11 protein-coding genes and 2 pseudogenes are annotated in these 8,055 nt (G+C 58.6%); 5 read left to right on the top strand and 8 right to left on the bottom strand.

What is annotated here, in order from left to right:
* Positions 1 to 475: 475 nt before the first annotated feature.
* From NKH38_RS32845 to NKH38_RS32830, 4 genes and pseudogenes are all read right to left on the bottom strand, one after another.
* On the bottom strand, positions 476 to 775 hold the full coding sequence (locus NKH38_RS32845; protein WP_155927313.1) for a hypothetical protein: 300 nt from the start codon (positions 773 to 775) through the stop codon (positions 476 to 478).
* Positions 776 to 1,341: 566 nt separating this feature from the next.
* Positions 1,342 to 1,644, bottom strand: a complete 303-nt coding sequence (locus tag NKH38_RS32840; RefSeq protein ID WP_023670645.1) for a DUF1330 domain-containing protein — start codon at positions 1,642 to 1,644, stop codon at positions 1,342 to 1,344.
* A gap of 194 nt (positions 1,645 to 1,838) precedes the next feature.
* A complete protein-coding gene (locus tag NKH38_RS32835; RefSeq protein WP_352765653.1) occupies positions 1,839 to 2,279 on the bottom strand; it encodes an exopolysaccharide production repressor protein in 441 nt (146 codons plus the stop codon).
* Between the two features lie 409 nt (positions 2,280 to 2,688).
* Positions 2,689 to 3,226: pseudogene (locus tag NKH38_RS32830) on the bottom strand (VOC family protein).
* 101 nt (positions 3,227 to 3,327) lie between these two features.
* Here NKH38_RS32830 and NKH38_RS32825 point away from each other — a divergent pair.
* The 4 genes from NKH38_RS32825 to NKH38_RS32810 are packed head-to-tail and all read left to right on the top strand — an operon-like array spanning position 3,328 to position 5,078.
* Entirely contained in the window at positions 3,328 to 3,714 is a 387-nt protein-coding gene (locus NKH38_RS32825) for a LysR substrate-binding domain-containing protein (RefSeq protein ID WP_352904860.1), read from the top strand.
* Complete coding sequence (locus NKH38_RS32820; protein WP_352765655.1) at positions 3,683 to 3,973, top strand: LysR substrate-binding domain-containing protein; 291 nt, start codon at positions 3,683 to 3,685, stop codon at positions 3,971 to 3,973. Before NKH38_RS32825 ends, NKH38_RS32820 begins: the two co-directional genes overlap by 32 nt.
* A 29-nt stretch (positions 3,974 to 4,002) precedes the next feature.
* Complete coding sequence (locus NKH38_RS32815; protein ID WP_352765657.1) at positions 4,003 to 4,242, top strand: hypothetical protein; 240 nt, start codon at positions 4,003 to 4,005, stop codon at positions 4,240 to 4,242.
* Positions 4,239 to 5,078, top strand: coding sequence for an HNH endonuclease family protein (locus tag NKH38_RS32810; protein WP_352765658.1), 840 nt, complete (start codon positions 4,239 to 4,241; stop codon positions 5,076 to 5,078). The genes NKH38_RS32815 and NKH38_RS32810 overlap by 4 nt, the downstream gene beginning before the upstream one ends.
* 185 nt (positions 5,079 to 5,263) lie before the next feature.
* On the opposite strand, the gene NKH38_RS32805 is transcribed toward NKH38_RS32810, so the two are convergent.
* The 3 genes from NKH38_RS32805 to NKH38_RS32790 form a co-directional block, all read right to left on the bottom strand.
* Positions 5,264 to 5,788 carry a Ros/MucR family transcriptional regulator gene (locus tag NKH38_RS32805; protein WP_352765660.1) on the bottom strand — a complete coding sequence of 175 codons (525 nt, stop codon included), beginning with the start codon at positions 5,786 to 5,788 and terminating at the stop codon, positions 5,264 to 5,266.
* Between the two features lie 401 nt (positions 5,789 to 6,189).
* Positions 6,190 to 6,585: a conjugal transfer protein TraD gene (locus tag NKH38_RS33535; protein WP_502896698.1), complete on the bottom strand. Its 396-nt coding sequence runs from the start codon at positions 6,583 to 6,585 to the stop codon at positions 6,190 to 6,192.
* A 1-nt stretch (position 6,586) separates the two neighbouring features.
* On the bottom strand, positions 6,587 to 6,910 hold the full coding sequence (locus tag NKH38_RS32790; protein WP_352765661.1) for a conjugal transfer protein TraD: 324 nt from the start codon (positions 6,908 to 6,910) through the stop codon (positions 6,587 to 6,589).
* Positions 6,911 to 7,082: 172 nt separating this feature from the next.
* On the opposite strand from NKH38_RS32790, the pseudogene NKH38_RS32785 reads away from it, so the two are divergent.
* A pseudogene (locus tag NKH38_RS32785) lies at positions 7,083 to 7,426 on the top strand (MobA/MobL family protein); the annotation flags it as partial.
* Positions 7,427 to 7,544: 118 nt separating this feature from the next.
* Here NKH38_RS32785 and NKH38_RS32780 read toward each other — a convergent pair.
* Positions 7,545 to 7,790, bottom strand: coding sequence for a transcriptional regulator (locus NKH38_RS32780; RefSeq protein ID WP_352765664.1), 246 nt, complete (start codon positions 7,788 to 7,790; stop codon positions 7,545 to 7,547).
* Positions 7,791 to 8,055: the final 265 nt, after the last annotated feature.

Below are 8,055 nucleotides of genomic sequence, written 5' to 3'. Positions count from 1 at the left end.
AAGCAGAATGTCTTTGACGGCAGCGCTGGTCGATTTACCTTCTGTCTTGGTCATGGTGGCGTTCCTTCCAGGGAATCGGTGACGTTGAACATCACCAGCCTGCTATGACCGCCCCCTCTCAGCGAATTTGCAGAACTCTCAGCACACTACCCTCGACTATTGACCCGGACCAGGGTTCTCTCGGTCTGGTTTTGAGCGAGGGGGGAAGCAATACGATTTCCTGGACGTGCCGCTTGAGGCGTTTGTCGCGTTCAAATCTGCCTTCACCAAGGGCCGCTATTCAACAATCACATCCGCAACCAACTATGCATTCCGGCTCGCCCAAGAAAAGGCTGCAGGCTCCTTGGACGATTAAGGGAGGTTCTTTCAGAAAAACGGCCCGCGCTGATCGAAGGGCGCGGGCCGGTCCGTTGCCCCCGGTCGGCAGCGGGAGGCATCCATTCCGGCCGGTGCAAACCGGCCCCTCCCGCCACAATTAGCAACCTTCGGCAGTCGTTTTCATCTGTCCAGGGGCTGCGGACTTGGCACTGGTGTCATCCTGTTGACCAGGAGCGGCCTGCTTGGCACTGCCACTCTGCTGGCCCGGCGCACAGTCCTTCGCTGAGTTCGAATTGGTCGACTTCGTTGTGGTCGAATCCGTGTTGTTATCTGTCGTCGGCATCGTTGTGGTAGTGGAGGAGCCACTCGACGTCGTCCCTGTTGTCCCTGTCGTCCCCGCGAACGCAAGCCCGCTGGAAAGAGCCATCATGGCAGTGGCAAAAAGAAGCCGTTTCATTCTTCATCTCCTAATGGCAAGTAATGTCCCTTCCATTCGATAACGGGGGATGCGAAGGATCGGTTCCAACGCGACCTTGTCTTGACCGGCAGCTTTGGGGCGGCCGTTAGCGGACTGGCAGCCTTCAGGCGGCGGATCTTCGGTAGCTGACATTCCGGCTAGCGCGGACATCGCCTCCCCATGGGCAGAAATTAGTCTCCTGGGGCCCGCCCACGTTTCTCTCAAGCCACCGATTTCATGGCCGACAGGTTATCACGATGTGTCTGAAGGTGGAGAAGCTGATCGTCGCCCCTTGGTTGTGCAGCCCTTCAGCCGTGGGCCAACCTCCCAACACCCTTGAAAAGGACTTGAAGTCGTCCCGCACCGGAGCGAACGTCTTCGGATGATCGGGATAACACGGCGGTCACGAGACACCTGTTCCCGCGTCTTTTGCTCGCTCGCCGGCGCAGCGGCAAATTGATCATAGACGGTACTAAGTGGTCTTGCTGCTCCGGCATCTCGCCGTGAGGAAGAAATGACGCTGAGGATGCCCAACTGTCGTCGGGTCCGCTGGCCGCGCTTATGGGTCACGCCGCAGGCGTTGCAATCCCTTCTAAAGCGATGATCCTGGTGTTAGCGGAACGTTTGCGGATCTCGATCAGCCGGGCGTATTCCGGCGAATTATACCAGCCCATCAATGACGCCATGTCGGGGAATTCGACAATGACCAGTCGGTGTGGATCCCAATCACCTTCCAAAACCTTGGTGGCGCCACCGCGGCCCAGGTACCGCCCACCGTACCGCTCTTCGGTAGCGGGAACGTCCCGCCGATATTCCTCGAACAAGGCAGCGTCTTTTACGTCTACATCCGCTATCAGATAGGCAGCCATCTGTGTTTCCTCCTTAGACCCCGCTCGCCCTCCTCGGCTTCGGCGTCGTCGGTCCGCACCCTAACGACGATCTCCGTGGCGACATCCAGCGCCAGCGCGCTTTTCGATGATTGTTGGCGCTGCCACGCTTTCCTTCTTTCGCATGGTTCGCAAAGATTAGCATGATCGCATGCTCTCGTGTCTGGCGGTCTCCCTCAAAGCGTCATCGAGCGCCCTTCAGATGAGACACCGCCGTCTCGACAGGTAGGCTCGGCAGGGTTCGGTATTTCTTCGGTTCTTTTCAACCAAAGCTTGTCGAAAAGCGCGAATGAAAATAGGAAATATGCAACCTGAAAGATGATAAAAATCAGCAAGGTCCATGCAAGGGACTTCCAGAACGAATCGGTCGCTAGGTAAATCCAGGTCGCTACCACGGTCGACGTGGCAAACATCCCAATCAGTAATCGCGGAAAAAACATCATGTTCAATGCCGCCCCATAGCTGGACCGACCGGTCTCACGTCTACTCCCCAGAAGAACGTAAGGTTTCACTAAATTAGTAATTGAGCAAGCACCAATGGCCAGAACCAAACCTTCCGAACAGCTTTCCCGGGCTGAAATCGAGCGCTTCCTGGCGGCAGCCGAAGCGCTGCACAAGAGCATATTCGGGTCGCTGTGCGTACCACAGCGAGCATGCCAAGCTCTGTGAGGTCCATCGACCCCTTTCGAAGGCGATCGAGAACATCACCGGCCACAAGGCGCAGTTCATCCAAAGGAACGGGACAGGGCCGTCTCAGCCGCGCGGGAGCCGTCTGGCTAGCCGCCGGTCAAGTCCTATAAGCTCGGATGCGAAGCTTCGCTTCTCTTCCCGCAGGTATTGCGATGCATTTTAAGCGCTTGAGTTTGCCGGCGGTCTTCTCGAAGCGTACACTTTAATACCTGGGGGGCGAAGCCCGCCAGCCGAACGGTTGCCCTCCGCTCGCAGCCAACCGGCTCCGTGGCTCGGTGAATGGCTAGCACTGTCGCAGCAGTCCTCCGAACGCAGCCCGCCATGGCGGTGGCCGGCTTAGCAGTCTGATGCCCCCTCGCGGGCGAGATTGTCCACGTCGAGCGGATTGCTGACCAGTTTCAGCGCGCCGTCCGGGTTGCGCGGCCATTCCGCTTCCGGGCGATCCCAATAGAGTTCTACCCCGTTGCCGGGGATCGCGCACATAGATCGCCTCCGAGCCGCCATGGTCATTCGCGCCGGTGAGCGTCACCCCTGCTGCTCGCAGGCGGCGCAGCGCAGCCGCCAACGCCGCCCGTGTCGTATAGAGAAAGGCGACATGGTGTAGGCCCGTCGTGCCAATCGGGGGCGCGGCGCCGCCGCGGCTTTTCCAGTTAGTGAGCGCCAGATGATGGTGATATCCGCCCGCCGCGAGAAAGGCAGCCTCCTCGCTTAGCGACATGGTGACGCCGAACCCGAGGGCACCGCAATAAAAGGCTAGCGATCGCTCGATGTCGGCGACGTTGAGATGGACGTGACCGACCCGAACGCGCGGGTTGATGGCATATTTTTCGACGACGCTGGCGGCGTCATTGGGATTGATCGATTGATCGTTCATGGCCTCCGCTCCCCTGCTGGCGATTTCCACAAGCGAAATCATCGCGCAAATGCATTGCCCGGAAAATATGAGATGACTGGAATGAGCATCCCGTTTTCTGCATAATCCGGGAATGCGCATCGACGAGATATGTTCGGCTGACGGCGTCAGTGGAAATCGCGCAGACGCTTCTACCGCCTGTTATTGCAGCGTTCCGTAAGGCTTATCCGGCGGTTGCCGTTGATCTCGTCGTCACCGACCGCGTTGCCGATCTCGTCGCCGACGGCATCGACCTCGCCGTGCGCGTCGGCCCGTTGCGCGATTCCAGCCTGATCTCACGCGCTTTCGTGACGGGTCCTTCAGGACTGTTTGCTTCCCAGGCCTACCTCGACCGCCGGGGCACACCTGTCTCACTGGAGCAACTCGAACATCACGATCTCATCGCCCCTCAGCAAGGCATGGGCGCGACCGCTGCCGATGCTGGCGGGCGACCGGAGGATCGGTGTTGACCTGACAGGGGGCCTCGCCTGCGATGATCTGCTAACGGTGAGGGCGCTCGTGGCGATGGGATTGGGCATCAGCTTTCTTCCAGGCTATCTCGCCCATCAGCTCGATCTGGTGCGGGTACTCCCCGAACTGCGTTCACCGTTTACCGGCCTATTCTTTGCTTATCCGGCACAGATCAGCTCATTCAAAGCCCAATCTTCGGTCTGGATACCCTCGATTCACCGCAAGTCGCACAAGTACGTCGCGAAATTCGTGTGCTGAAGGGGCTGCCTGCGAGCGACAGCAGGGAAATGAAAATCGACGTTCAACCTGCAAAGACCGCAGCGGGACGCGCCAGCCAAATCCGCGCGCGCGAGGCGCAACTCTCGACTCTCGCAGACCGCTCCAGCGTCCCAGGCTATTTGCAGCCAACGAACAAGCTCCTTGAGCGCATTGCCGCTGAACTTGAATCCCCGGGAAATGCGGAGAGATCGGGGGCCAAAGCGCTGCAACAAGTGGTCAAGAACACCCGGTCCGCGAAGAACAAATGATCCGGCTCTTGCGAAAACGGGGAGCGGCATCTTTCCCGACAGACTTTGTCGGCGCCAAGCTCAGGGAGAAACACGTCGATCTCGTCGAGCGCTATTTTGCAGGCATCCTCGCGGGTAAACCGATGGTGTTCGTTTCCGCAAAATGGAAGTCGGCCAAGACGAAGGTGCGGGCGGATGCCGCTGGCAAATGTGCATATTGTGAAGCCGCGACGTCGACGGTCGCACATGGCGATGTCGAACATTTTCGCCCGAAGGGCATCTATTGGTGGCTGGCCTATGACTTCGACAATTATCTGTTTGCCTGCCAGATTTGTAATCAAATCTACAAGAGTGATTCTTTCCCAGTAACTCCCGACGTTCGTCTGGCCGCGCCGGCAATGCCCGCGGCGATCCCCAACCAAGCCGCCGCCTTAGTCGCGCTCGCTACGACACTCATGGTTGATGCATCACTAGCCACGGATGACGACGTCCGTGGACGATGGGGCGGCGAAGACGCTGACTTTGTCCATCCCTACCTGGAGGATCCGGAAATCCTCTTCATCTATGAAGTCGACCCCAGCAACGAAGAGGTCTGGCTCCGGCCCGGCAACCACGCACGCTCGGCTCGGGCATACGCGGCATCAGAAAAATTCCTTGGACTTAACCGCGAAGAGCTTCGGCGCGATCGTTATGGATTTTATTCGACGTTGGCGGTCTTTAAGACCGTGGTCGACAACGGAGCCGTCCCTCCGGGAACTCTCAAGGCCATCGACAAAGAGCTCACTCGTCTGACGCTGCCAAAAGCCCCGTTTGCCGGGATGTCCCGCTATTTTCTTCGTACGTGGGGATTACTTTAGTCTGGCAGCTTAGCCGCCCAGCTTCTCCGCTCCGATCTATGCGAGCCTGGTCGAGACCGACACCGAGGGCGACTTCTAGCTCATCTAGTCCCGCCGCACCGCAAAGTGCCCGAAGCCGCACCGCAAAGCGGGGCTTCGCCATGTTCAGGTCAGGCGCAGCCTAGGCCTGTGTCAGACGCAGCAGGCTAGGCTTTGCCCGGCGCCTTGCGCGGCTTCTTCATCGGCGACTTGATTGCCGTAGCAGTTGTTCTTGCCGCCGCCGCCCGTATGGTCGGTTTCCGCTTTTCGGCGGACGTGGCAGCCGGCGTTTTGCGCCCTAGTCCACTTGATTTCGCCAATGCCGAGCGCGTGGCCGCATAGTTCGGCGCCACCATCGGATAGTCCGCTGGCAGGTTCCACTTCTGACGATATTGGTCAGGGGTCAGGTCAAAGTGCTGAAGATGCCGTTTGAGCGATTTGAATTTCTTTCCGTCTTCCAGACAGATGATGAAGTCAGGTGTCACCGATTTCTTGATCGAAACTGCCGGGTCCTGTTTTACCACAGGTTCTACCGCCGGCGTGCCGATGCCATTCAGGGCGGCATGGATGTCGCCGATTAGTTTCGGCAACTCGCCAACCGGTACTGGATTGTTCGATACATAGGCGGCGACAATGTCAGCCGCTATCGACACGGTATCCAGTTTGTTGCCTTGCTCGAGAGCAGTGGTCATATGATTTCCCTTTTTTGTATCGGATGAATTGAGCGACGTTTGATTTTTCTGCCCTGCCCACGACGCAAATAGTACATTTCTTCGTTAAATCCACCTCTCTTGCGCGACATGACAAGAGTAAGTTTCGCTTCTGTCGTCCCATCGGCTGGGATGCTTTTGCCTATCTCATCTAAAGCGAGGAGCTTCCTTCAGTTTTCCGCCCGTTCCAGCTGTGCAGAGCAATGCCGCTGGCTCGCGCCCTGGCTACAGAGTTTCTATCAACGCGCAGTGTGCACGATCGCATCTTTGTAGCGTGGGAGGTTTCGAGGGGAGCACGATCTGGCATTTGAAGTTTGCTCATAAGGGAGCGCCTGCTTTGACGAGCTTCGCCCACTCAAGCCTTGCGCCCTTCATCATCTGGATCAAGGCTCGCGAGATAGGATTTTCGCCGGTAGCGACGAAGATCGCGAAAGCTTCCCGCGCAAGCGCTTGACTGCGGCGTCGGCGCTGGCGCACCGGCGGAAGTCTACTGTTCGGGCTCGTGCCGACCGCTGCTCGCTCCAACTTTGGCTACGTTCGCGGTCCCATCTGCTCTTCACGCCGTCAGCATCGAACGCCTGCCTACCCTTCGCAGTCCATAATCGTTGGGCTTGCTCGCCTTCATGGCTTTGCAGCTTGGCGGCGATCCAAAGCAGCGCGCCGTAGATGGTAGCGCGATCGTCATTGGTCAGATCAACGATGCCTGCCTTGACGACGAGACCGCCAAGTTCGATGAGCTGCCGGGTACGCTTGCGACGCTCGACCTGCCACGTGCGCATGTCATTGCGAGCCCGTGCCGCCTGCCGGCGATTCTGGGCCGCCCGGTTGCGCTGGAGCGCCGCGTGGGTTGCGCTGAGATGCCGGAGCAGCTCGCCGGGACCGGCTCTCGAAAAACATCACTTCACGCTTGGCCCATGCCTCAAGCTGGGTGTCTTTCGTCTCGGTGATTGCGACCAGTGCACCGGCCAGTTCGTCGGTGCTGAGCTGATCGGCGCCGGTGGCGATCACCAGTTCGCCAAGCTGCTGCATCTTTCGCGTTTTGAGCTCTCGCGCTTTTTCTTCCAGCGCCTTCAGCTCGGTGTCGAAATCGCGTGGTTTGCGCATGACTGTCTCCATCGGCTGTCGATGCGGCGATGATAGGCGAGCGTCCGCCGGAAGGCTTCAGGGTTGCCGAGACAGCCCGGGACGGGCTGGTCCATCCCGAGATTTTTTCGAGGGAGGGCGCGCTTATACGTCGTGCCGACGTACGCTTTGACGTGCAAATGATCCCGTCGCGATGGCGATCTTTCATATTCACGTCAAGGTGATTGGCCGCAAGGCTGGCAGCAGCGCGTTGGCTTCTGCGGCCTACCCATCGGCTTCGCGACTACGCGACGAACGGATCGAACACACTCATGACTTCTCCGCCAAGCGCGTGTCGTCCATCTCGAGGTGATGCTGCCGGAGGATGCACCGGAGGCCCGGCGCGACCGTGAGAGGCTTTGGAACGATGTCGAGGCGTTCGAGGTTCGGAAGGATGCCCAGCTTGCCGGCGAGGTGGGGTTTGCGCTCCCGCGTGAACTCAGCCAAGGCATCCAACTGGCGCGCGACTTTGTACAAGTCGAGTTTGTCAGCAAGGGCCGCTAAACTCCGAACCCGGCGAGGCGTCAGCAAGAGGACCGTTCAGGCAAGTCCCATATCGTACGTGCGCGGGCGTCAGATTTGGGACGATCGTTCGAAGCTGTGGGCTCGGCGTTCGCTATCGCCGTTTGGCCAAGCGCACGCCAGCGCCACTGCCATTTTCCGAAATGAACTCGATGCCTGCCCTTTCAAGGGCACTACGGATCGCGTTCCGATTTGCTACGGTGATCGGAGGGACGCCATCTGCAGCTTCTGCGCGCCTAACTGTCGCCACTCCCACGCTAGCTGCATCGGCCAAATCTTCGGCACTCCAACGTATCAACGCTCGCGCTGCTCTGATCTGGGCGCCGGTAATTTCTTTCATATCATCTAATTTCGAGTTGATCACTTATGGCTCACATGATATGAAATCACTCACGTAAGCCTTTCTGCCGCCAAAGTTCATAGGGCAGGGGCTCACGTGTGGACTCGCGAGGAACGTGCGTCGGCAGTAATCCCGGCCTGACCACAACCAAGCTTTGGGGAACTCGGGTCATGGCTGATTCCGACAATACCACGACTTTGCCTCTCGTCATCCGCAGGTTGCTACTTGCGGCAAGCGCAATTGCGACAACATATCTTTACGCGAA

Source organism: Mesorhizobium sp. M1078 (genome assembly GCF_040318615.1).
In the GTDB taxonomy this organism is placed as follows: domain Bacteria; phylum Pseudomonadota; class Alphaproteobacteria; order Rhizobiales; family Rhizobiaceae; genus Mesorhizobium.
This window is presented reverse-complemented; position numbering and strand designations above follow the sequence as displayed.

What these genes read in the sequence shown, in the direction of transcription:
- NKH38_RS32780 (WP_352765664.1), bottom strand. Translation starts at nt 7,790, where the DNA reads ATGAAAGAAATTACCGGCGCCCAGATCAGAGCAGCGCGAGCGTTGATA.
- NKH38_RS32840 (WP_023670645.1), bottom strand. Translation starts at nt 1,644, where the DNA reads ATGGCTGCCTATCTGATAGCGGATGTAGACGTAAAAGACGCTGCCTTG.
- NKH38_RS32820 (WP_352765655.1), top strand. Translation starts at nt 3,683, where the DNA reads ATGCTGGCGGGCGACCGGAGGATCGGTGTTGACCTGACAGGGGGCCTC.
- NKH38_RS32790 (WP_352765661.1), bottom strand. Translation starts at nt 6,910, where the DNA reads ATGCGCAAACCACGCGATTTCGACACCGAGCTGAAGGCGCTGGAAGAA.
- NKH38_RS32815 (WP_352765657.1), top strand. Translation starts at nt 4,003, where the DNA reads ATGAAAATCGACGTTCAACCTGCAAAGACCGCAGCGGGACGCGCCAGC.
- NKH38_RS33535 (WP_502896698.1), bottom strand. Translation starts at nt 6,585, where the DNA reads ATGCGCACGTGGCAGGTCGAGCGTCGCAAGCGTACCCGGCAGCTCATC.
- NKH38_RS32805 (WP_352765660.1), bottom strand. Translation starts at nt 5,788, where the DNA reads ATGACCACTGCTCTCGAGCAAGGCAACAAACTGGATACCGTGTCGATA.
- NKH38_RS32810 (WP_352765658.1), top strand. Translation starts at nt 4,239, where the DNA reads ATGATCCGGCTCTTGCGAAAACGGGGAGCGGCATCTTTCCCGACAGAC.
- NKH38_RS32845 (WP_155927313.1), bottom strand. Translation starts at nt 775, where the DNA reads ATGAAACGGCTTCTTTTTGCCACTGCCATGATGGCTCTTTCCAGCGGG.